This window comes from Aquincola agrisoli (genome assembly GCF_036621135.1).
Taxonomy (GTDB): Bacteria; Pseudomonadota; Gammaproteobacteria; order Burkholderiales; family Burkholderiaceae_C; genus Aquincola; species Aquincola agrisoli.
In genome coordinates this window covers 1-670 of record NZ_JAZIBG010000045.1, presented here as the reverse complement: position 1 = coordinate 670, position 670 = coordinate 1, and the positions used below count along the sequence as shown (strand labels likewise).

The 670-nt window shown below is 52.5% G+C and carries 1 rRNA gene; it reads left to right on the top strand.

The annotated features are described in order from the left end of the window. A 23S ribosomal RNA gene (locus tag V4F39_RS21730) occupies positions 1-670 on the top strand; the annotation flags it as partial.

Sequence of the window (670 nt, the reverse complement as noted above, 5' to 3'; positions counted from 1 at the left end):
GTGAACCAGTACCGTGAGGGAAAGGTGAAAAGCACCCCGACGAGGGGAGTGAAATAGATCCTGAAACCGGAAGCCTACAAGCAGTCGGAGCCACCACGCGTGGTGACGGCGTACCTTTTGTATAATGGGTCAGCGACTTCATGTGCCGTGCAAGCTTAAGCCGTTAGGTGTAGGCGCAGCGAAAGCGAGTCTGAATAGGGCGAATAAGTACGTCGCATGACGACCCGAAACCAGGTGATCTATCCATGAGCAGGTTGAAGGCTGGGTAACACCAGCTGGAGGACCGAACCCGTGCCCGTTGAAAAGGTCTGGGATGACTTGTGGATAGGGGTGAAAGGCCAATCAAACCTGGACATAGCTGGTTCTCCGCGAAATCTATTTAGGTAGAGCGTCAGACGAATTCCTTGGGGGGTAGAGCACTGGATGGATGCGGGCGGCGCGAGCTGTACCAATTCTAACCAAACTCCGAATACCCAAGAGAACTATCTGGCAGACACACGGCGGGTGCTAACGTCCGTCGTGAAAAGGGAAACAACCCTAACCATCATCTAAGGCCCCCAAGTAACGGCTAAGTGGGAAACGAAGTGGGATTGCTTTGACAGTCAGGATGTTGGCTTAGAAGCAGCCATCATTTAAAGAAAGCGTAATAGCTCACTGATCGAGTCGTCCT